The sequence below is a fragment of the Nitrosomonas oligotropha genome (genome assembly GCF_900106555.1).
In the GTDB taxonomy this organism is placed as follows: Bacteria; Pseudomonadota; Gammaproteobacteria; order Burkholderiales; family Nitrosomonadaceae; genus Nitrosomonas; species Nitrosomonas oligotropha_A.
The window spans coordinates 172,675-194,424 of the sequence record NZ_FNOE01000001.1; the positions used below are offsets into that span (position 1 = coordinate 172,675).

General features: G+C 50.7%; 22 protein-coding genes and 1 tRNA gene. 15 read left to right on the forward strand and 8 right to left on the reverse strand.

The window, feature by feature from the left end; translation table 11 throughout:
- The 3 genes from BLU57_RS00845 to BLU57_RS00855 are packed head-to-tail and all read left to right on the forward strand — an operon-like array spanning nt 1 to nt 1,461.
- Nucleotides 1-453 carry a cupredoxin domain-containing protein gene (locus BLU57_RS00845; protein WP_090315042.1) on the forward strand — a complete coding sequence of 151 codons (453 nt, stop codon included), beginning with the start codon at nt 1-3 and terminating at the stop codon, nt 451-453.
- A complete protein-coding gene (locus BLU57_RS00850) occupies nt 450-980 on the forward strand; it encodes a DUF411 domain-containing protein (protein ID WP_090315045.1) in 531 nt (176 codons plus the stop codon). The genes BLU57_RS00845 and BLU57_RS00850 overlap by 4 nt, the downstream gene beginning before the upstream one ends.
- Before the next feature lie 13 nt (nt 981-993).
- Nucleotides 994-1,461, forward strand: coding sequence for a c-type cytochrome (locus BLU57_RS00855; RefSeq protein ID WP_090315047.1), 468 nt, complete (start codon nt 994-996; stop codon nt 1,459-1,461).
- Nucleotides 1,462-1,483: 22 nt separating this feature from the next.
- Here the strand turns inward: BLU57_RS00855 and BLU57_RS00860 are convergent, their stop codons facing one another.
- Entirely contained in the window at nt 1,484-1,894 is a 411-nt protein-coding gene (locus BLU57_RS00860; protein ID WP_090315049.1) for a hypothetical protein, read from the reverse strand.
- Between the two features lie 531 nt (nt 1,895-2,425).
- Here BLU57_RS00860 and mutS point away from each other — a divergent pair.
- A complete protein-coding gene (gene mutS / locus BLU57_RS00865) occupies nt 2,426-5,026 on the forward strand; it encodes a DNA mismatch repair protein MutS (protein ID WP_090315051.1) in 2,601 nt (866 codons plus the stop codon).
- A gap of 31 nt (nt 5,027-5,057) precedes the next feature.
- Here mutS and BLU57_RS00870 read toward each other — a convergent pair whose 3' ends face one another.
- The 7 genes from BLU57_RS00870 to lnt all read right to left on the reverse strand — a co-directional run bounded on the left by BLU57_RS00870 (nt 5,058) and on the right by lnt (nt 12,220).
- Nucleotides 5,058-5,543, reverse strand: coding sequence for an FKBP-type peptidyl-prolyl cis-trans isomerase (locus BLU57_RS00870; RefSeq protein ID WP_090315053.1), 486 nt, complete (start codon nt 5,541-5,543; stop codon nt 5,058-5,060).
- A 137-nt stretch (nt 5,544-5,680) separates the two neighbouring features.
- Entirely contained in the window at nt 5,681-6,367 is a 687-nt protein-coding gene (locus tag BLU57_RS00875) for a M48 family metallopeptidase (protein WP_090315280.1), read from the reverse strand.
- A 7-nt stretch (nt 6,368-6,374) separates the two neighbouring features.
- Nucleotides 6,375-7,100: a lysophospholipid acyltransferase family protein gene (locus BLU57_RS00880; protein ID WP_090315055.1), complete on the reverse strand. Its 726-nt coding sequence runs from the start codon at nt 7,098-7,100 to the stop codon at nt 6,375-6,377.
- Nucleotides 7,101-7,102: 2 nt separating this feature from the next.
- Nucleotides 7,103-7,642, reverse strand: coding sequence for a D-glycero-beta-D-manno-heptose 1,7-bisphosphate 7-phosphatase (gene gmhB, locus BLU57_RS00885; protein WP_090315057.1), 540 nt, complete (start codon nt 7,640-7,642; stop codon nt 7,103-7,105).
- A gap of 1 nt (nt 7,643) precedes the next feature.
- A complete protein-coding gene (gene glyS, locus BLU57_RS00890) occupies nt 7,644-9,794 on the reverse strand; it encodes a glycine--tRNA ligase subunit beta (RefSeq protein ID WP_090315059.1) in 2,151 nt (716 codons plus the stop codon).
- Nucleotides 9,791-10,717, reverse strand: coding sequence for a glycine--tRNA ligase subunit alpha (gene glyQ, locus BLU57_RS00895; RefSeq protein WP_090315061.1), 927 nt, complete (start codon nt 10,715-10,717; stop codon nt 9,791-9,793). Before glyQ ends, glyS begins: the two co-directional genes overlap by 4 nt.
- Before the next feature lie 45 nt (nt 10,718-10,762).
- A complete protein-coding gene (gene lnt / locus BLU57_RS00900) occupies nt 10,763-12,220 on the reverse strand; it encodes an apolipoprotein N-acyltransferase (RefSeq protein ID WP_256206055.1) in 1,458 nt (485 codons plus the stop codon).
- 428 nt (nt 12,221-12,648) lie between these two features.
- Between lnt and BLU57_RS00905 the strand changes: the two genes are divergently transcribed.
- The 11 genes from BLU57_RS00905 (at nt 12,649) to ychF (ending at nt 21,680) form a co-directional block, all read left to right on the forward strand.
- Nucleotides 12,649-14,385, forward strand: a complete 1,737-nt coding sequence (locus BLU57_RS00905; protein ID WP_090315066.1) for a tetratricopeptide repeat protein — start codon at nt 12,649-12,651, stop codon at nt 14,383-14,385.
- Between the two features lie 96 nt (nt 14,386-14,481).
- Nucleotides 14,482-15,252 (forward strand): septum site-determining protein MinC, encoded by a 771-nt coding sequence (gene minC, locus BLU57_RS00910; RefSeq protein ID WP_090315067.1) that lies wholly within the window; start codon nt 14,482-14,484, stop codon nt 15,250-15,252.
- A gap of 24 nt (nt 15,253-15,276) precedes the next feature.
- Nucleotides 15,277-16,089 (forward strand): septum site-determining protein MinD, encoded by an 813-nt coding sequence (gene minD, locus BLU57_RS00915; RefSeq protein WP_090315069.1) that lies wholly within the window; start codon nt 15,277-15,279, stop codon nt 16,087-16,089.
- Nucleotides 16,086-16,364: a cell division topological specificity factor MinE gene (gene minE / locus BLU57_RS00920; RefSeq protein ID WP_090315071.1), complete on the forward strand. Its 279-nt coding sequence runs from the start codon at nt 16,086-16,088 to the stop codon at nt 16,362-16,364. The genes minD and minE overlap by 4 nt, the downstream gene beginning before the upstream one ends.
- Before the next feature lie 36 nt (nt 16,365-16,400).
- Nucleotides 16,401-17,075 carry a lipoprotein insertase outer membrane protein LolB gene (gene lolB, locus BLU57_RS00925; protein WP_256206036.1) on the forward strand — a complete coding sequence of 225 codons (675 nt, stop codon included), beginning with the start codon at nt 16,401-16,403 and terminating at the stop codon, nt 17,073-17,075.
- Nucleotides 17,076-17,117: 42 nt separating this feature from the next.
- Nucleotides 17,118-17,957, forward strand: a complete 840-nt coding sequence (ispE, locus tag BLU57_RS00930) for a 4-(cytidine 5'-diphospho)-2-C-methyl-D-erythritol kinase (protein WP_090315075.1) — start codon at nt 17,118-17,120, stop codon at nt 17,955-17,957.
- Nucleotides 17,958-17,963: 6 nt separating this feature from the next.
- Nucleotides 17,964-18,038 (forward strand) — tRNA-Gln (locus BLU57_RS00935).
- Nucleotides 18,039-18,194: 156 nt separating this feature from the next.
- The gene (locus BLU57_RS00940; RefSeq protein ID WP_090315077.1) at nt 18,195-19,145 is read left to right on the forward strand and encodes a ribose-phosphate pyrophosphokinase; all 951 of its coding nucleotides are present in this window, start codon (nt 18,195-18,197) and stop codon (nt 19,143-19,145) included.
- A 60-nt stretch (nt 19,146-19,205) separates the two neighbouring features.
- Nucleotides 19,206-19,826 carry a 50S ribosomal protein L25/general stress protein Ctc gene (locus tag BLU57_RS00945; RefSeq protein ID WP_090315081.1) on the forward strand — a complete coding sequence of 207 codons (621 nt, stop codon included), beginning with the start codon at nt 19,206-19,208 and terminating at the stop codon, nt 19,824-19,826.
- 136 nt (nt 19,827-19,962) lie between these two features.
- Nucleotides 19,963-20,532 carry an aminoacyl-tRNA hydrolase gene (gene pth, locus BLU57_RS00950; RefSeq protein WP_090315082.1) on the forward strand — a complete coding sequence of 190 codons (570 nt, stop codon included), beginning with the start codon at nt 19,963-19,965 and terminating at the stop codon, nt 20,530-20,532.
- A gap of 56 nt (nt 20,533-20,588) precedes the next feature.
- Nucleotides 20,589-21,680 carry a redox-regulated ATPase YchF gene (gene ychF / locus BLU57_RS00955; RefSeq protein ID WP_090315084.1) on the forward strand — a complete coding sequence of 364 codons (1,092 nt, stop codon included), beginning with the start codon at nt 20,589-20,591 and terminating at the stop codon, nt 21,678-21,680.
- Nucleotides 21,681-21,750: the final 70 nt, after the last annotated feature.

The following is a 21,750-nucleotide window of genomic DNA, read 5'->3' on the forward strand; positions in this document are numbered from 1 at the left end:
ATGAACGGGATTATACCATTTGTGGTCTTGGTCTTGTTTTCAACCAGTAGTTACTCGAATACTAACTATTCCAATGTTGAAGTTGATATTGGCAGGCCGGGTGATGCGGACAAAGTATCCCGTATCATCAAGCTGACACAAGTGGATAATATGTTTTTACCGGCTGAAGTCAAAGTAAATGAAGGCGAAACGATCCGGTTTGTGGTGAAAAATGGCGGCAATCACCGGCATGAAATGTTGCTGGGTTCGATGGCAGAGTTGAAAAAAGTTGCTAATATGCGGCGCATGTATCCTGATAAGGAGCATTCCGAAGCTCATCTGCTGCAACTGGAGCCGGGCGAGCAAAAAGAACTGATCTGGCAATTCACGCACGCAGGGACAATTGATTTTGCCTGCCCGCTGCCGGGCCATTTTAAGAAGATGCATGGAACAATCATTGTGGAGAAAAAATGAAATTACGAATAGGTGCGATACTGGCAGCTGGATTGTTAGGTGTTGCTGCGCAAGCAGCCGCTACAACGACGGTTGATGTTTATAAAAGCCCGACCTGCGGGTGCTGCGCTAAATGGGTTGATCACATGCGTGATCACGGTTTTACCGTAAAAACGCACGATGTAGGCAATAAGGAAATCCGCAAAAAATCGGGTATTTCCGAATCCTTGGGTTCTTGCCATACCGCGTTGATCAACGGCTATGCGATTGAAGGGCATGTACCGGCGCCGGATATCATTCGCATGCTGAAGGAAAAACCCAAAGCCATCGGCTTATCAGTGCCTGATATGCCGCACGGCACACCGGGTATGGAAGGCAGCGGACGAGTCGATCCATATAATGTTCTGCTGATCGAAGAACGGGATCAAGCGCGTAAGGATACGAAGATTTATCACCGTTATGACCCTTATGCCAAGAAAGCCGTGCAAGAAGCGGAACCGGCTAATGCTGAGCCGGAGAAAAGCAGTTCTGTGATGCGCTTGAAGTAGTAGCGGCTTTTTCATGATCGTGCGTAATGTGGTGCTCTGCATTTTTGTTGCAACAATGCTGGGTTGCGGTAATTCTGCGCCGCCCGGCGTTTCTTCCGGCCAGCATCAGGTCGATAGCAAGACAGGCTTAATAAAGCGGAATTTGGATCAAGCGCAAATCAAACGCGGTGAGAGTGTCTATAACGCCAATTGCATTGGATGTCATGGACCTAACGGTGAAGCGACCCCGGAATGGCGTAAACCTGGCGCGGATGGAAAATATCCGCCACCGCCATTGGATAGCACCGCGCATGCCTGGCATCATTCGACCGACGTTTTGAAAAAAACGATACTCAAAGGAACGCCGCCTGAAATTGGCTCCATGCCCGCATGGGAGGGTAAGCTAACTGAACAGCAGGTGGATGATGTGATCGTCTGGATAAAATCCCTATGGTCGGACGAAATTTATGACATCTGGTTCAAGAATTTTGAAGGAAAGTAGCCGTCAGCACCGCTGATGATCGTCATTCTTCCGTTTTTTGTTCCAGTGATTTTATTTGTTCCAGGATAACCTGTTTTTCATTTTCCAGTTCTGTGAAACGTGCATACAGCCGGTTTAAGTCGGCTGTATATTTTTCAATCCGTTGATCCCTTTCTTGTTTCTGCTGCATTAAATTATTGTAATTAGGCACCGGAATACTTTGCCCGGGTGTGCTCGGCAACGGTATATTCATGGAAGGCTCAGCGATATCATTGCGGCGTAATTCTTGAATCATCATGAATTGCTGTTGAATGGATTGAGATTCTTGCTGTATGCGAGCTAACGCTTTTTCCAGCTGACGTGATTGTTTTTCCGTATCCGTCATACCCTTATCCTCATCAGCCCAAGCCATGAGGGAAAAAGTCAGTGCCAGCAAAAAAAGAGTTGTTCGCATGGTATAGCGCCTATTCAAAAAAGAATTACTGTGTGTTTTTCACGCTGCAAAGCAGCGTCAGTTAATTCCCCGGTTTGTTCAGTATTTTCCATTCTACACGCCTGCAACGCGATGGCGCATCACTTAATTTCTAAGGAAACGCTGATTAATTGACTACACGAGCGAATCACTTCGTTGCGCGGTACTCGCTCCCTTGCCTATCTTGTAGATATGTCTCGGTTGCTGTGTTCCGTGCGCCTCGTGCTTCATCTCGTTCGCCGAATTAATCAGCGTTTCCCTAATTCATTTGTTTCTATCCGCGCAAATCAATTTCCCGGAATTATCCAAATAATTTGCCTATAATACCGTGCGAATACTGAGGTAGCATCAATCGCCGTTCTATGCCAGTCATCCACTCGGTCCAGGTTTATCCTATTTTGAATCAATGCAGCGTTTAAAGAGAATCGTGAGACATCAAGAGATTCGTGTGGGCGGAAAGATTTTAAACAAATGATGCATTTTCCAATGCAAAAATAATCATTGCGTGAATAAATGAAAACCCAAAAAGAACAGCATACGCCGATGATGCAGCAATATTTGCGCATCAAGGCGCAGCATCCGGATATGCTAATGTTTTACCGCATGGGGGATTTTTATGAATTGTTTTTTGACGATGCGGAAAAAGCGGCAAAGCTCCTGGGGATCACGCTGACACAACGCGGCGCTTCTGCCGGGGAGCCCATCAAAATGGCGGGCGTGCCCTACCATGCGGCCGAGCAGTATCTGGCAAAGTTGGTCAAGGCGGGCGAATCCATTGCGATCTGCGAGCAGGTCGGAGATCCGGCGACCAGTAAGGGGCCAGTAGCTCGGGAAGTGACGCGCATCATCACGCCGGGAACCCTGACCGATGCGGCTTTGCTGGAAGATAAGCGCGATTGCATCTTATTGGCGTTGTCGATACAGGAGTCGACCTTGGGGTTGGCTTGGTTGAATCTCGCGGCGGGGCAGTTACGCGTGCTGGAAACGGTGCCGCACAATCTGCTCAGCGAACTGGAGCGTTTGCAACCGGCGGAGATTCTTTTGCCCGAATCATTGAAATTGCCTGAGATACAAGGAAGAAACTGGGCGTTGAAGCGTTTGCCGCAGTGGCAATTTGATCATGACAGTACGCGCAATACGCTGACGCGGCAATTTGCAACCCATGATCTCAGCGGTTTCGGTTGCGATGATTTGTCCACCGCGCTGTGTGCCGCCGGGGCATTATTGGAATACACGCGCCTGACGCAAGGATCCGCCGCACCCCATATTTCGTCGTTGCAAGCGGAGCGGGAAAGCATTTATGTGCGCATGGATGCCGCAACGCGCCGCAATTTGGAAATTTCCGAAACGATACGCGCCGAGCGATCGCCGACGTTGCTGTCGTTGCTCGACACCTGCGCCACCAATATGGGCAGCCGCTTGCTGCAATTCTGGCTGCATCATCCGCTGCGCGATCGCACCATCATACAACAGCGGCTCGATAGCGTGGCGGCGTTGATCGGAGAAAACGGGCAGCATCATTTTGCGGCCGTGCGCGTTCTGCTGCGGCAATGCGCCGATATCGAACGGATAACCGCGCGTATTGCGCTGAAATCGGCGCGACCAAGGGATTTATCGGGTTTGCGTGACAGTTTGAAACTGCTGCCGCAAGTCATTTTGGCTACCGCCCACTGTAACAGTGAGCGCATCGGCCAATTGCTTCACGTCATGCAGATTGAACCCGCAGTGGTTGAGTTACTGAGCAAAGCCTTGTTGCCGGAGCCGGGCGTGGTGTTGCGCGAAGGTAATGTCATTGCCGATGGTTTTGACGCTGAGCTCGATGAGTTGCGTGCGCTGCAAAACAATTGCGGTGAATTTTTGTTGCAACTGGAAATGCGCGAAAAGGAACGTACCGGCATTCCTAACCTTAAGGTGGAATATAACCGTGTGCATGGTTTTTATATCGAAGTCACGCATGCGCACAGCGAGAAAATCCCCGACGATTACCGGCGCAGACAAACGCTAAAGAATGCCGAGCGCTACATTACGCCGGAACTGAAGACCTTCGAAGAGAAAGCCTTATCCGCGCAAGACCGGGCACTGGCGCGGGAAAAATATTTGTACGAGGGACTGTTGAATGCGCTTGCCCAGTATATTCATGCGCTGCAAAAAATCGCCGCGAGCGTCGCGGAAATCGATGTTCTGTGCGCATTTGCCGAACGTGCCCAAGCGCTCGATTATGCTGCTCCGCAGTTAGCCGGTGAGGATGTGTTTATCATCGATACCGGCCGCCATCCGGTGGTGGAGCAGCAGGTGGAAAACTTTGTCGCCAATGATGTGCAGCTGGGCGCCGAGCATAGCGGAAAACCGCGCATGCTGATGATTACCGGTCCCAACATGGGCGGTAAATCAACCTACATGCGGCAAATTGCGTTGATTGCCTTGCTGGCGCATTGCGGCAGTTATGTACCGGCTAAAGTTGTACAAATTGGAATCTTGGATCAAATCTTTACTCGTATCGGTGCTGCCGACGATTTGGCCAGCGGACGCTCGACGTTTATGGTGGAAATGACCGAAACCGCTAACATTCTGCATAACGCCACGGCGCACAGCCTGGTGCTGATGGACGAAGTCGGGCGCGGTACGTCGACATTTGACGGTTTGGCTTTGGCGTTTGCCATTGCGCGCCATCTAATGATCAAGAACCGCAGTTTTACCCTTTTTGCCACGCATTATTTTGAATTGACCAAGCTTGCGGAAGAATTCAAACAGCTCCAAAACGTGCATTTGGATGCGGTCGAGTATAAGCACCGTATTGTTTTTCTGCACAAGGTTGCCGAAGGACCGGCCAGTCAAAGTTATGGCCTGCAAGTGGCTGCACTCGCAGGCGTTCCCGATGCGGTGATCAAGCTGGCGAAAAAACACTTGATTAAGTTGGAACAGGAAAGTGTAAAACAAGAACCGCAATTGGATCTGTTTTCTGTTTCGATTGCCGGGCCGCAAGAGGAAAGCGTGCAAGAACATCCCGTCATTACCATGCTGCAAAAGCTTTCGCCGGACGAATTGAATCCCCGGCAAGCATTGGAACAACTCTATGTATTGAAAGAAGCCCTGGGTACTGCGGATAACAGCTAGCTTTTATCACCCCAGCGCAATTTTTGCTGCATTAATGCTCATGCCCATGTCCATGCGCGCCGTGAACATGCTCGTGCGCGATTTCTTCCTCAGTGGCCGGACGTACATCCGTCACGGTGCAGGCAAAATTCAACCGCATCCCGGCGAATGGGTGGTTACCGTCGACAATAACCGAGTCTTCCGTGACGTCAGTGACTTTGTAGAGAATAAAATCATCGGAATCTTCCGCGCCGCCTTCGAAGTGCATGCCGATTGACACATTATCGGGGAATGAATTGCGCGGCTCCACGCGAATTAATTCAGCGTCATACTCACCGAAAGTATCTTCCGGCTCCATCGAAACCGTGCAGGAATGACCAACCTCCTTTTCATGCAACGCTTCTTCAACCAGGGGAAAAATACCGCCATAGCCACCGTGTAAATAACTGATCGGTGTATCTGTTTTTTCCAGAATTTTTCCCGAAGCGTCCGACAATTCATAGTTGAGTGAGACCACGGTATCTTTTAAAACGCGCATGTTATGTTTATCCTCGCTTTGGTAATTGCAAAATTAAAAAACTTCTAATAATCAAGATGATTATTGGTTACTAAAACTTATATTGAATAGGTGCCCATTATACGCATAAAGCTATTTTTTTCCTGCAAAACAAGAGATCAACCATAGTTTTTGAGCATTTTCCGGGCAACCTGATAATCGGGGTAAATCGTCTCAACCAGTCTCCAAAACGTCTTTGAATGGTTCATTTCAATCAGATGCGCCAGTTCATGCGCGACGACGTAGTCGATCAAATGCAGCGGCAGTTGGATCAAGCGCCAGTTAAGCGTGACAAGACCACGGCTGTTGCAGCTGCCCCAGCGAGTTTTGGCGCGTGACAGACGGAATGGCGGCGGGGGTACATTCAATGCCGGGGCGTAGATTGCAATGCGTTCTTTGAAGCACGCAACCGCTTGCTGGCCGTACCAGGCCATGACGAATTGCTCGATTTGGCGGGGATTGAGTTGCGCGAGGGATTGTTTCGCTTCACTGCAGGTAAATTGCCGCGTCATGTCGATCTCGCCGGATGGTTTCAGTGCGATGTGCCAAGGTTCGCCGAGCAGCGGATAGGCCGCATCGTGCGTCCACGTCAATGCGAGGTTTTTTTTGGCTTGCCATTGATCGAGCTTTTTCGTGATCCAACCGGCTTTTTCCCGCAGAACGGTATCGATGTGCGGGAGTGCGGTTTGCAGCGGCGCGCTGATGCGCAAACCGTGGTGATCAATTTGTAAACCGATCGATTTGCGCTGACAACGTTTGAGCGTGTAGGTAATTTCCCGGCCGTTGAGCGTCGTAGTGGCTTGCACGAGCACGTTATGATTCTTGCAGGTTCTTCCGGCCGATGCGCAGCATTTCGTCCTCGATCCAGGCTTCCACTTGTGCGTTCAATTCCCCGGCTTCCATACCGGTGGGATCGATCGGCTGGCCGATGCTAACGGTAATGGTGCCGGGGTGTTTGACGAAAGAATTTCTTCCCCACAACTCACCGGCATTGTGCGCGACCGGCACCACTGGCACATTGGTGTGCGTCGCCAGCCAGGCCCCGCCAATGCGGTATTTACCGCGTTGTCCCGGCGGGATGCGTGTGCCTTCGGGAAAGATCACGATCCAGAAGCCTTGTTGCAAACGGTCCTTGCCTTGCTCGACAATTTGTTCCAAAGCTTTCTTCCGCGCGCTGCGGTCGATCGCGATCGGACTGGTCATCGCCAAGCCCCAGCCGAAAAACGGAATACGTAGCAGTTCTTTTTTCAGCACCCACACCTGCGGCGGAAAAATTTCCTGGAAAGCCAGTGTTTCCCATGCCGACTGATGTTTGGAGAGCACGATGCTCGGGGTTTTTGGGATATTTTCCGCGCCGATGATGCGATAGCGGATACCGCACAAGTGCCACAACAGAAACAGCATGATGCGCGTCCAGCTCGAGGTCACGCGGTAGCGGTTATGCGGCGACAGTGGAAAGCACGCCAGCGTAAAAATGGCATACGGCGGCGTGATGATGATTTGCAGCAGCATGTACAGCGCCGAACGGAAAATGGCCACTATTATTCTTCTCCAACCAACGCATCGGCCACGGCGGCGAGATTGTCGAAAATCTGCGTATGCGCCGGAATTTCCTGAGAGACGCGCGTTGTTTCTCCATTGCCGGTCAGCACCAACACCGGTACTGCACCGACCGCAGCCGCCGCTTGCAAATCTTTCAACGAATCGCCGACTACCATGACATTTTTCAGATTGACGCCGTAACGCTGCATGATCTCATCGAACAACCCAGTCGCCGGTTTGCGGCAGGAACACTTATCCGCGTTGGTATGCGGGCAGAAGAATATCGCATCGATGCGCCCGCCTGCGTGATTGACCGCTTTGTACATTTTGTCATTGATGGCGTTATAAGTCGCCATATCGAGCAGCCCGCGCCCGATGCCCGATTGGTTGGTAGCGATCACCACGCGATACCCGGCATGCGTCAAGCGGGCGATCGCTTCCAGGCTACCAGGAATCGCAATCCATTCGTCCGGCGTTTTGATAAACGTACCGCTGCTCTGATTAATCACGCCGGTTTGGTCGAGGATGATCAGCTTCATGTCAGGCGGCCAGCTTGGAAAGATCGGCGATTTGATTCATCGTCTGATGCAGTTGCTTCAGCAAAGCAAGACGGTTATTGCGCAATTGCACATCATCGACGTTCACCATCACGTGATCGAAAAAAGTGTCGACTGGAGCTTTCAACGTTGCCAGCAGTTGCAGCGAAGCGGTGTAATCACCAGCGGCAAAAGCTTTTTTGGTTTTCGGCTCAATGTCTTGCAACGCTTGGTAAAGCGATTGCTCATCGGCTTCCGGCAACCAATCAGGATTCACAACATCAGCGATAGAGCCTTCGGATTTCTTAAGGATATTACCGACCCGCTTGTTGGCCGCCGCCAGACTGACCGCTTCCGGCAGTGCGGCAAACGCCCGCACGGCGGCGAGACGTTTGGGAATATCGCTTAAATGCTGTGGATTCAGGCTGAGTACGGCGTCGACTTCCTGGGCGGTGTAGCCTTGCTCGCGCAAATAGCCAACGAGGCGTTCCCAGAAAAATTTCTTCAATTGCAGCAGTAATTCTTCCAGGTTAGGGGGTAATTTCAGAAAAACCCCTTGTGGATTCGGAATCGCGGTGATACTCAATATTTCTCGATAAGTCTGATCGATTAATTGATTCAATTTAAAATGAGCCAGGTTTTTTTCGATCAGAATGCGAATGACTCCCAATGCATGACGGCGCAACGCGAACGGATCTTTGTCACCGGTTGGTACTTCACCGATTATGAACATGATCACCAGTGTTTCCAGTTTATCCGCAAGCGCCAGACAAATCCCCGCCGGGTTACGCGGCAATTCGTCGCCGGCAAAACGCGGTTTGTACTGATCTTCGATGGCAAACGCGACATCGTCGCTTAAACCTTCATGCTGCGCGTAATAGCGCCCCATGATGCCTTGCAGTTCAGGAAATTCACCGACCATGTCGGTCAGCAAGTCTGCCTTGGCCAACTTAGAAGCCTCAACGGCCTGATCGGCCAGCTCATTGCCTCCCAACTGTGCGCCAATCATTTTGGCGATGGCGCAAACAGAGTGTATGCGTTTTCCTTGTGTATACGCTTTGTTGTGATAAACCACCTTATCCAATTCCGGCAAGCGCGATGCCAACGTCTTTTTGCGATCCTGATCGAAGAAAAACTTGGCGTCGGCGAGGCGTGAGCGTACTACGCGTTCGTTACCGGTGATGACTTGTGTGGGATCGACGGGGCGGATGTTGGAAACCAGCAGGAATTTGTTGGCCAGTTTTCCGTTGGCATCAAGCAATGGAAAATATTTCTGGTTCGCTTTCATTGTCAGAATCAGGCATTCCTGCGGTACTTGCAGGAATTCGGCATCAAATTGGCCAACCAGCACATTCGGATGTTCGACCAGCGCGGTGACTTCATCGAGTAGTGCGTCGTCATCGACCGGTGTCAGGTGTTCATGCGCCGCAGCGGCGGCGAGCTGGCGCGTGATTTCGGTGCGGCGCTCGGCGAAACTGGCAAGCACGGCACCCTCGGTTTGCAGTTGTTGCGCGTAACTGTCGGCGTTGTGCAGCACGATCGGATTGACTTTGGCTTCGAAGCGGTGCCCCTGCGTTTCGCGTCCGGCTTGCAAGCCAAGCACGCTGACCGGCACGACGTCCGCGCCGTGCAATGCAGTCAGTGCGTGCGCGGGACGCACAAAGTTGACGCTGCTCCAGCCATCCGCCAATTGATACGTCATCACCTTCGGGATCGGTAATTGTCCAATCGCTTCCTCTAACGCTTTTTGCAGTCCATCGGTCAGTGCTATGCCTGTCACGGTGGTATCCCAAAACAACGTTTCGGTTTTGCCATCCAACGCACGCTTCAGCTGCGGCACGACCGAGGCATCCGCGCCGAGGCTGGCTAGTTTTTTCAATAACGGTGGCGTAGCCTGGCCTTGCGCGTCCAGTCCGACTTTGACCGGCATCAGTTTTTGCGTGACCGCTTGATCGGCGGCTTGCGCCGCGACGTTGACGATATGCACCGCCAATCGTCTCGGGGCGGCGTACGGCGTGATGGTTGCGTCGTGCGCGATCAAACCTTGCGCTTTCAAGCTGTCAGCCAGCAATTGCGCAAAACTGGCGCCCAGTTGTTTCAGCGATTTGGGCGGCAATTCCTCGACCAATAATTCAACCAGCAGATTCTTGCTCATGATGCGGATTCCTGCATGTCGGGCATTTGTGCGACCCATTCGCGCGGCGCCATCGGGAACGGCGGATTGAGGTTTTTACGGCTATCGTAATAGGCTTTGGCAACTTGGCGCGACAGGTTGCGGATGCGACCGATATAGGCGGCACGCTCGGTCACTGAAATAGCACCGCGCGCATCGAGCAGATTGAACGTATGCGCCGCTTTCAACACTTGCTCGTAGGCTGGCAACGCCAACTGCTGTTCGATGAGATGATTGGCTTGCGCTTCATACTTGCCGAACGCCAGAAATAGAAATTCGGTATCGCTGTGTTCAAAGTTATATTTAGATTGCTCGACTTCGTTTTGATGGTACACGTCGCGGTACGTTAAACCTTTGGTCCAGGTTAGATCGAACACGCTTTCCACGCCCTGCAAATACATCGCCAGACGCTCCAGTCCGTAGGTGATTTCGCCGGTGATCGGTTTGCAGTCAATGCCACCGACTTGCTGGAAATAGGTGAATTGCGTGACTTCCATGCCATTCAGCCAGGTTTCCCAGCCCAATCCCCACGCGCCCAGCGTCGGATTTTCCCAATCGTCCTCGACTAAGCGCACGTCGTTTTGCGTCAAATCAAATCCCAGTAGGCGCAGCGAATCGAGATACAAATCCAGAATGTTTTTTGGTGCCGGTTTCAATACCACCTGAAACTGATAATAATGCTGCAAGCGATTGGGGTTGTCGCCGTAACGCCCGTCTTTGGGACGGCGCGCCGGTTGTACATAAGCGGCTTTCCACGGTTCGGGGCCGATGGCGCGTAGAAATGTGGCGGTATGGCTGGTGCCCGCGCCCACTTCCATATCGTACGGCTGCAAAATCGCGCATCCCTGCTCGTTCCAATATTGCTGCAAGGTCAGGATAATTTCCTGGAAGGTCAATGTCGGCATGAAAAGTCGAGTTTTATCGCCATTAAAAGAAAAATTATGCGGATTTTACCGGGTTTTCCATGCCGCGCGAAAGGCGGATAGTAAACCGATGCACAATAACAATCCGGCCAGCCCTAGCACTGGGTAATTTCCCATGCGCACATACGGTGTCGCACCGGTAAAGCCTTGCGCCAATCCATGCAGCGCCGCGGTGGTGAAAATTTCGATGGTTTGTAACACTCGGCCACGCTCGTCGATGATCGCAGTCACACCGGTATTCGTGGCGCGCAGCATATAGCGTCCGGTTTCCAAGGCGCGCATTTGCGAAATCTGTAAGTGTTGCTGCGGTCCGATTGAGCGCCCGAACCAGGCATCATTGCTGACATTGACCAGCATCGTGGCTTGCGGCAATTGATAGATAATTTCCTCGCCAAATACATCTTCGTAACAGATATTGATCGCTACCCGCTGCCCGGCTAAGTTCATCGGCTGCTGATCCAAACCGCCGCGCGAAAAATCGGACAGCGGGATTTGCAGTACTTGAATCACCCAGCCAAAAAGCGGCTTGAACGGAATATATTCGCCGAAGGGAACCAGGTGATGCTTGCGGTAACTTTGTTCCGGCGCGGTACCGAAGCTGAACATGGTGTTGTAATATTCGTTGCCCTCGCGGCCAGTGCGCTCGGCCAGGCCGATCAACACGTCGCCGTTATTATTCCTGGCGTGCTCGGCCAGATACGACAAATACCGTGGCGGCACGGTATCGCTGAACAACGGAATGGAAATTTCCGGCGTCACGATCAAGCGGCTATCGCTTTCCACGATCAGCTTGGCGTATGTTTGCATGGTGCTTTCCAGGTGATCTTCACGCCACTTCATGTCTTGTGGAATATTACCTTGCAGTAAACTCACGCTAACCGGCTCTCCTTCCGGTTTAACCCAGTCGATCAACTGCAAGCCATACCCGCCGCACCATATCAGTAGCAAAGGCAATGCGTAACGCCATTTTTTAATCCCTTGGTCAAGCCAGAAAAAAAGCAAAGCCGCGCTGAATATCAGCAAAAACGAAATACCGTAAACACCGAAAACCGGTGCAAAACCCGCCAAGGGACTCAACGGCGCTTGCGAATAGCCCAGTGCCAGCCAGGGAAAACCGGTAAATAACGTGCCGCGCAACCATTCCGACAGCACCCATAAGGCCGCAGCCAGCGATGCCCAAAGAAAAGGCGAAGTCAGGCGGGATCGGGTCAGAAGCCAAAAACCTAAAGCCGGAAACAGCGACAGGTAAGCACAGAGTACGATCAATGCAACCACCGCGATGGGCATCGGCATTGCGCCAAAATCGTGCAAGCTGACGTAAATCCAGGTGACTCCGGCGCTAAACAGCCCCATGCCAAAACCGAATCCCAATGCGGCATTTTTCAGCGGACTTTGGCTTTTGTGGCACAATCCCAGCAATACAGCCACGGTGATGACCGGCACCGGAAAAAGATAGAAAGGGGCAAAACCGAGGACGGTCAGCATACCCAGCAGAAAAACAATAATCAGTTGTAACAAAGGATTTTTCAATCGAGTCCAATTAGCGATGAAGATGGGAAAAATGGTCAGCCGCCGGAAATTACCGGATACCATAGAAACTGCACTGAACTTTCATATTTTAATGGTGTTCTCAGCATTTGCTTTATCATAAATTAACCCGTGACATCTTTGCGTACAATTTTAATCTTACTTTTCCGGGTGACATTCCATACGACTTATGCTAAATAATTATTTATTCACTTTATTGCCGGTATAAAAGTAGAATATGCGCACTGTTTTGCGTAACATCCGGTCTTGAATCCAGCGCACGGCTGCACGAAAAATGACTGAATGCTTAATGATTTATGAATCCTGCGAATGCTGCACAGAAGTTGTACGTTTTATCTTATATTTGAAAATCAATCGGATTTCTCATGAAATTTAAAATTCTATGCGTGTTATTGCTGTCCGGACTTACTGCCTGCGCGCAGCTTCCTTCCAACAAGGAGGCAGAAAAAACAGGGGAATCCACCGATCCGGATGAAGTCAGTCAGCTGAATTTACCCAAGCAGGAGCTGACTGCGCCCATTCTGTTTGATTTTTTAGTCGGTGAAACCGCATTGCAGCGGGGTAGCTTGGATATTGCGGTCAACCGCTATGTCAAGCTGGCCAAAACGACGCGCGATCCCCGCATCGCCAAGCGCGCAACAGAAATTTCCCTGCATGCCGGCAATCCCTTTGCGGCGGAACAAGCAGCCACTCTGTGGGTTGGACTCGAGCCTGATTCCGTCGATGCGCGCCAAACCATCGCTGCATTGCTGGTCAATCTTGGCAAGCTGGATGCCGCGCGGCCCCATCTCGAAAAACTGCTGGCTACGGAAAAAGAAGGCGTCGACAATGCCTTCATGCAACTCAACCAATTGTTGTCACGCAATCCGGACAAAACCGCGACATTGCAATTGATACAACAGCTTTCGCAACCGTATAAGGATGTTCCGGAAGTCCATTTCGCCATTTCCCAGGCAGCATGGTTTGCCAATCAGCATCAGCTGGCATTGGATGAGATGCAGCGCGCGCTGGTTTTGCGCCCTGAATGGGAAATCGCCGCCGTTCATAACGGCAGAATATTGCAACGCGTTTCCGCTGCTGATGCGAGCGAATTCTACCGCGGCTATCTCGAAAAATATCCGGCATCTAACGAAGTCAGAGTGGCTTATACCCGGGTATTGATCGGTGCAAACGAGATTGATCAGGCGCGCGAGCAAGTGCAATGGTTATTGGATAAAAATCCCGAAGACGCTGAAATTACCCTAGCAGCCGGATTACTGGCCACGGAGATGGGTGATTTTGATGTTACCGAAGCCAGTTTCAAAAAGGCACTGACCCTGGGATACAAAGACACCAATGCGGTTTACTTCCACTTGGCGCAGATTTATGAGGAAACCAATCGCCCCGATTTAGCCATGGAAGCGTATCAGCAGGTAAAAAGTGGGGGACGTTATTTACCGGCACAAATCCGTTATGCGGATTTATTGGCATTAAAAGGTCATTTGCAGGAAGCGCGCGCGCACCTGCAAAAACTGCCCGCCGCCAATGATCAGCAGGCCGCGCATTTGATATTGGCGGAAGCGCAGATTCTGCGGCGTTCCAAGGCCCACCAAGAAGTCTACGATTTGCTCGATGCAGGATTAAAGAAACTGCCGGATTATCCCGAGCTGCTTTATGACCGCGCCTTAGCAGCCGACAAGCTGGGTAAATTTAAAATCCTGGAGCAGGATCTGCGTAAACTGATCAAGCTAAAACCGGAAAATGCGCATGCCTATAATGCCTTGGGTTACAGCTTCGCTGAGCGTGGTATGCATTTACCGGAAGCGTTGAAATTGATCAGGAAAGCCGTTGAGCTCAATCCGGAGGATCCCTATATTATGGATAGCTTGGGTTGGGTATACTACCGCATGGGAAATGTCGTGGAAGGATTGAATTTCTTGAATTTGGCATTTGCCGCCCGCCCGGATGCTGAAATTGCGGCGCACTTGGGTGAAGTGCTTTGGGTACAAGGCGCTAAAGACGATGCCAAAAATATATGGCGTACTGCCTTGGAAAAAGATCCGGACAACGAAATCCTGCTGGAAACATTGCAACGGTTAACAAAAAAGAAAGCGGTTGATTAAATCGGTTTCATGGACGTAACCGGTTCCTTTTCAAACATCATTAAACAGTGCTATTGATCCTGCGATGAATCTCTGTGAGCCTGTCAAACAATTAAAATGCTAAACACCACTCCAGCACTGGAATTCAAAAGCAGCACTTTTTTCGCGCCCATCTTGATTCTTTACACCAACGATCTGGCTGCAATCGAACAGACACTGCATGAAAAAATCAACCTAGCGCCGGAATTCTTCAAAGATTCTCCGCTGATTATCGATTTGCGCGAATTAAACAAGCAAAATCAGGATCTGGATTTCACGCAGATCATCCAGCTGTTGCGCAGAGTCAGTTTTTTTCCGGTCGGTATCCGCGGCGGTAATGAGAGCCAGAATAAACAGGCGCGCGCCTTATTCATTCCGATCGATACGGTACGCGAGCAAGGCAGTTCCATCATCATTGGGGAACCGCAGAAACAGGAAGCGGCTCAACAGCCCGCCGCGCAACCTGAAGCAGTGACGGTCAAAGAGCCATCCATCCGGCCTGTTCCGATTCCGCCGGTTGCCGCAACGGCAACCTTAGTGACGCAGCCGATCCGCTCTGGGCAACGGATTTATGCGGCCGGCGATTTGATCATTTTGTCACAGGTCAGCGCTGGCGCCGAAATTATGGCCGAAGGCAATATACACGTCTATAATACGTTAAGAGGGCGTGCTTTGGCAGGCGTGCATGGCAATACAGCTGCCCGGATATTTTGTTTCGATTTACAGGCAGAGCTTATTTCCATCGCGGGCGATTATAAAACCAGCGAGGATTTGAATAAGCAGACATACAATCATCCCGTGCAGATCTATTTGCAGAATCATGCGTTGATCATTAAAGAGATTGCTTAAGACCAAACAGCAAAGGAGGCTCAATTGGCAAGAATTATAGTCGTGACATCAGGCAAGGGCGGCGTTGGTAAAACAACCACAAGCGCAGCGATCGCCATGGGGCTGGCGAAAAAAGGGCATAAAACAGCGGTCATCGATTTTGATGTGGGCCTGCGGAACTTGGATTTGATTCTCGGCTGCGAACGCCGGGTTGTTTATGATTTTATCAATGTGATCAATGGCGAAGCCAGTCTCAATCAAGCGCTCATTCGCGATAAGAACTGCAATCTGCTGTATATCCTGCCGGCATCTCAAACACGCGACAAAGACGCGCTGACGCAGGAAGGCGTGGGCAAGGTTTTAGACGAATTATCCAAGGATTTTGAGTATATTGTATGCGACTCACCCGCCGGTATTGAGAAAGGCGCCAATCTGGCGCTTTATTTTGCTGATGATGCATTTGTCGTTACCAACCCGGAAATTTCTTCCGTCCGCGATTCGGATCGCATGCTGGGGATTCTATCCAGTAAATCACGCCGGGCCGAAAGAAATGAAGAGCCCATTAAAGAGTATTTATTACTGACCCGGTATGATGCCGACAGGGTTAAGCTGGGTGAGATGCTGAGTCTGGAGGATGTGCAGGAAATCCTGTCGCTGGAATTATTGGGCATTATTCCCGAATCGAAATCGGTTCTATCCGCATCAAACGCAGGTATGCCGGTCATTCTCGATGAGAAGAGTGAAGCCGGTCAGGCATACGCCGATGTCGTTGCGCGTTACTTGGGAGAAAAGCTGCCGCATCGGTTTATCGATGGTAAACAAGGGTTTCTCAGAAGGCTATTCGGAGGAAGAAAATGAGTTTACTGGACTATTTCAGATCATCCAAACCCAAAACCGCTTCGCTGGCGAAAGAACGATTACAAATTCTGGTTGCGCATGAGCGCAGCTACCGTAATCAACCTTCGTACCTGCCACAATTGCAGAAAGAACTGTTAGAGGTTATCCGGAAGTACGTGAACGTTGATCAGGATGCGATATCGGTTAACTTTGAACAAGACGAGAATCAGGAAACGCTGGAACTCAATATCGTATTGCCTGATTTTCAGCAAACGAACAAGACGATCAATAGTTAACGAAGCACACTCCATAATCCGTTGGTAATTGCGCAATTGATATCGGCCCGTTTTTATATTGAATTACCAGCAAACAAGTTCAGAATTCAACCGTGGAAGATTATTCTGGGAATTCTGTCCAGTTGTATTTTTCCGTTATTTTCCGGCTGCCAGCTATTACCCGTTCAAACGCAACCCGAAGCGGCCGTCACGACCATCCAAACAGAGCCTGTTGCGGGTGCGCATAACGCGGTTGCCCCTGATTTCAACATCCTGGGCAGAATAGCGATTCAAGACGAGAATCAAAGTTTTTCCGGCAGCTTCCGCTGGCAGCATCTGGCCGCCAGTGATGAAATTTTGCTATTCACACCGTTAGGTCAAGCGGTTGCGGAAATTTCCAAAGATCACGAAGGCGTGCGGCTGATTACCTCTAAATTGGAAGCTTTTTATGCCAACGATGTGGAAAGTTTGACGGAAGAAATTCTCGGCTGGCGCCTGCCGCTCAATGGGTTGCAATTCTGGATACAGGGCATGCACTCGCCTGCAAACGCGTCGCAAAAGGATTTCGATAATAAAAATCAGATTATCGCGATCCGGCAAGATGGCTGGCACATTCATTATCAGGGTTTCACGGCGGCACAACCCAACGCCGCAGCGCTTCCCCGGGTACTGAATTTAGTCTATCAGAAGCTGAAAATCCGCTTGGTTGTGGATGATTGGAAAGTTGAATAACCGTTACTGCCGTTAAAGCATAAGCGCTCGATCCTTATTTCTATGTTCACATTCCCCGCTCCTGCCAAGCTGAATCTTTTTTTACATGTCGTTGGCCGCAGACAAGATGGTTATCATTTGCTGCAAACGGTTTTCCGGTTTCTCGATTTTTCCGATCAACTTAGTTTTGCAGTACGCCCGGATGGTATCGTCAGGCTGCATAATCCGATTGCCGGTGTGCCGGAAGATAAAGATTTATGCGTCCGTGCCGCCAAACTGCTGCAACAGAAAACCGGGACCACGCAGGGTGTGGATATCTTTATGCAAAAACAAATCCCGATGGGCGGCGGTCTGGGCGGCGGGAGTTCTGATGCCGCTACCACATTGCTGGCACTGAATCACTTGTGGAAAGTGAATTTAAATCCTGAGCAATTGCTCGAATTAGGGCTTCAACTGGGTGCCGATGTGCCGGTATTTATTTTTGGACAAAATGCCTTCGCTGAAGGAGTTGGTGAAAAACTCGCCGCTATTGAACTGCCACCCGCTTGGTACCTGGTTCTAGTACCACCGGTGCAAGTATCGACCGCAGAGATTTTTACCAGTAAGGAATTGACACGCAACACGATACCCATCACAATACCGCCCTTTTCTGTCTGGCAAGGGCATAACGATTTAGAATTAGTCGTTTGCCGGGCGTATCCTGAAGTGGCAAGATGCTTAGAGTGGCTAAAGCGGCTAGAAAATACTACAATAGCGGCGATGAGCGGTTCAGGCGCGTGTGTATTTGCAGAATTTGCCACAGAACGGGCCGCGCGAGCTGCTTTTGAACAGATTCCAGATGATATGAAAGGCTTTGTCGCAAAAGGATTGGATTGCCATCCGATGCACAAAACCCTAAATTGAAGATTTTGGGGAGTCGCCAAGTGGTAAGGCACCGGATTTTGATTCCGGCATTCGTAGGTTCGATCCCTACCTCCCCAGCCAGTATCTTGGCATGGCAGTAACTCCGGAGAGGAGACTATTCATTCATTCCGATTGAGAATGGATGCGGAATTAAACAAAACTGTGATCATCACAGCTGCTTATTTAACCAGAGAAACCTGTACTCCCTTATCCAGCTAGCTAGCGCAAAGAAATATCATGGCTTATGACAGTTTGATGGTCTTTACCGGAACTGCGAATCCCAAATTGGCGGAGGATGCCGTGAAGCATCTCAATATCCATCTGGGACGCGCTACTGTCGGACGTTTCAGCGACGGTGAAGTCATGGTGGAAATTCTCGAGAATGTGCGCGGTAAGGATGTGTTTGTATTGCAATCCACATGCGCGCCCACTAATGATAGCTTGATGGAGATAATGGTCATGGTGGATGCGCTGAAACGCGCGTCAGCCAGCCGTATTACCGCTGCAATCCCCTATTTCGGTTATGCCCGTCAAGATAGACGGCCGCGCTCGGCGCGCGTTCCGATTACCGCCAAAGTGGTTGCCAATATGCTGAGCACCGTGGGTATTGATCGGCTGCTCACGATGGATTTGCATTCGGATCAAATCCAGGGTTTTTTCGATATGCCGGTTGATAATATATATGGCATGCCCATTTTGCTCGGCGATATCTGGAAACATAATTACCAGAATCTAATCGTGGTATCGCCGGATGTCGGCGGTGTAGTCCGCGCCCGCCATCTGGCAAAGCGCTTGGAATGCGATCTAGCCATCATCGACAAACGCCGCCCCAAACCCAATGAAGCAAAAGTCATGAACATCATCGGTGAGGTCAAAGACCGCACTTGTGTGATTATTGATGACATGGTGGATACCGCCAATACGCTGTGTCAGGCAGCCAATGCATTAAAAGAGCACGGCGCGAAAGCCGTGATAGCGTATTCCACGCACGCGGTATTATCCGGTAATGCGGTGGAACGCATCCAGAACTCGGCGTTGGATAAGCTGGTGGTGACGGATACCATACCATTGCGCGAGGACGCGCAGGCGTGCGATCGCATTTGTCAGTTGAGCATCGCCAATCTGCTGGCGGAAACCATGTTGCGTATCAGCAATGAAAGCTCTTTAAGCTCATTATTCATGGAATAGATTAAGTTTTTTTAACCGGTTTGTTTGGTCGCGAGCAAACCATCTTTATGGAGTATCACAATGAAAATAGAAATCAGCGCCGGTAAGCGCACGTTGCAGGGAAAGGGTGCGAGCCGCCGCCTGCGTGGTTCCGGTAAAGTTCCGGCAGTCATTTATGGTGGTGATCAAGAAGCGCAATCGATTGAGATGGATCACAACGATCTGTATCACAAACTCAAGCTGGAAGCTTTTCACGCTTCCGTGTTGACGTTAGATGTCGCAGGGAAAAAAGAGCCCGTACTGCTGCGCGACATTCAAATGCATCCTTACAAACAGCAAGTGTTGCATGTGGATTTTCAACGCGTCGACAAGAACAAGAAAATACACATGAAAGTGCCGTTGCACTTTATCAATGCCGAAGTTGCACCGGGTGTAAAAACCTCCGGCGGTATCGTTTCTCATATCCTGACGGAAGTAGACATCAGCTGTCTGCCCGATGATCTGCCTGAATTTATTTCAGTCGATCTGGCCGAACTCACTGCCGGACACACACTGCATTTGAGCGACTTGGTCATGCCTAAAGGCGTAGAAACCGTGGCACTGAGCAAAGGTGAAAATCTGCCGGTAGCCACGATCGTCATTCCACGCTCGGTATTGTCCGATGAAGCCGGTGCCGAGGGATCGGGCGCTGAGAAAAAGTAAGCTGAGCGACAACACACTGAGCTGTTCTGGAAATTGGACAAATCTGCCGGGGTTGCAATATACACCGGCAGATTTTTCGTTTCTGGGCATGCTCTCAGTAACCCGATAAATTCTCACTGAAACCTGACACCATTTCATGAAACTTGTCGTTGGATTGGGTAATCCCGGCAGAGAGTATGCCGGTACGCGCCATAATGCCGGTTTTGAGTGGGTTGACCGGTTAGCGCATACGCTGCACGCCACGTTAAGACCGGAAGCCCGGTTTCATGGATTGTGCGCGCAGGTGCGGGAGAAAGATACCGACTTGTGGTTGCTGGAACCGCAAACCTTTATGAATCGAAGCGGCCAATCGGTAGCCGCCTTGTGTCAATTTTATAAAATCCAGCCGGATGAAATTATCGTGGTCCACGATGAACTGGATTTACTCCCAGGCATCGCCAAACTAAAAAGAGGCGGCGGTTTGGGCGGGCATAACGGCCTCAAGGATATCGCCGCAAAATTGGGCACGCAGGATTTCTGGCGGCTGCGCATCGGCATCGGTCATCCTGGCGACCGCAATGCCGTGGCCAGTTATGTGTTGCATCCGCCGAGAAAAGAAGAAGCACCGCTGATCGATGAAGCCATTCAAAAAAGCCTGGAAGTCTGGCCGCTCATCGCGCAAGGCGCGTGCGAAGCGGCCATGCTGAAACTGCACACGAAAGCATAAATTCCAGCAATAATTCATCATATTGTTATTTAACCCTTTTTAATGAGAAACCGGTCATGAGTCTGAAATGTGGAATCGTGGGTCTACCCAATGTCGGCAAATCCACCTTGTTTAATGCCTTGACCAAAGCAGGCATCGCGGCGGAAAACTATCCTTTTTGCACCATCGATCCGAATGTCGGCATTGTCGAAGTACCTGATCCACGCTTGCTAAAACTTAGCGGCATCGTCAAACCGCAAAAAATACAACCGGCCATCGTCGAATTCGTCGATATCGCCGGACTGGTCGCGGGCGCATCCAAAGGCGAAGGATTGGGCAACAAATTCCTCGCCAACATCCGCGAGACCGACGGCATCGTCAACATGGTGCGCTGCTTCAACGATGACAACGTCGTGCACGTCGCCGGTAAAGTCGATCCGATCTCCGATATCGAAGTCATTCAAACCGAATTGTCCTTAGCCGATCTCGCCACAGTTGAAAAAACATTACTGCGCGAATCCAAGGTGGCCAAATCCGGCAACAAGGATGCGATCAAGTTATGTGCCCTGCTGGAGCAAGTTCAAGCGCATCTTGACCAAGGCAAACCCGCCAGAACAATGGACTTGGATAAAGAGCAAAAACTCTTATTGCAGCCGCTGTGCTTACTGACCGCCAAACCCGCGATCTACGTCGCCAATGTCGACGACCACGGTTTTGAAAACAACCCGCTGCTGACCCGCGTGCAAGAATATGCCGCCCAGGAAGGTGCGCCGGTCGTCGCCATCTGCGCCGCGCTCGAAGCTGAAATCGCAGAATTGTCCGATGAAGATAAGAAAATCTTCCTAGCCGACCTAAACCTGGAAGAACCCGGCCTCAACCGCCTGGTGCGCGCGGGTTACGAATTGCTTGGACTGCAAACGTACTTCACCGCCGGTGTCAAAGAAGTCCGCGCCTGGACCATCCACAAAGGCGATACCGCCCCGCAAGCCGCCGGTGTCATCCACACTGACTTCGAGAAAGGCTTCATCCGTGCCGAAGTCATCAGCTACGACGACTTCATCGCCTACAACGGCGAACAAGGCGCCAAGGAAGCGGGCAAAATGCGCCTCGAAGGCAAGGAATATGTCGTCAAGGACGGAGACGTGATGCACTTCCGGTTTAACGTCTAAGTTTCCTGATTGAACATGTCGCAGATTTTAGGTTTTTGCGACATGTTTGATTGACCTGTCGCTGCAAACG